Genomic DNA, 249 nt, shown 5'->3' with positions numbered 1-249 from the left:
GGTATTTCTCGCTCCGGGCCGCTGGCCGAAATGAGCCTGGTCGATATCGACGACGTATTGCACGTCAATGCTCGCTCCGCTGCGTTGGCCTCGCAGGCGGCCATTGCGCATCTTGGCCAGGGTGGGCGAATCATCACCATCGGATCCTGCCTGGCCGAACGGGTGCCCTATCCCAATCTGACGGTGTACTCGATGTCGAAGTCCGCGCTGTTGGCTTTCACTCGAGGCCTGGCTCGTGAACTCGGACCA

Annotated in this window: 1 protein-coding gene; it reads left to right on the top strand. The window is 61.4% G+C overall.

Annotation, left to right across the window (positions count from 1 at the left end; translation table 11 throughout):
- Positions 1-3: 3 nt before the first annotated feature.
- The coding region (locus Q5762_RS39230; protein WP_315897100.1) for an SDR family oxidoreductase at positions 4-249 on the top strand (246 nt) is incomplete at its 3' end.

The sequence above is a fragment of the Streptomyces sp. P9(2023) genome, from assembly GCF_032436795.1.
Classification (GTDB): domain Bacteria; phylum Actinomycetota; class Actinomycetes; order Streptomycetales; family Streptomycetaceae; genus Streptomyces.
The sequence above is the reverse complement of the archived record's forward strand: the minus strand, read 5'-3'. Positions and strand labels throughout refer to the sequence as shown.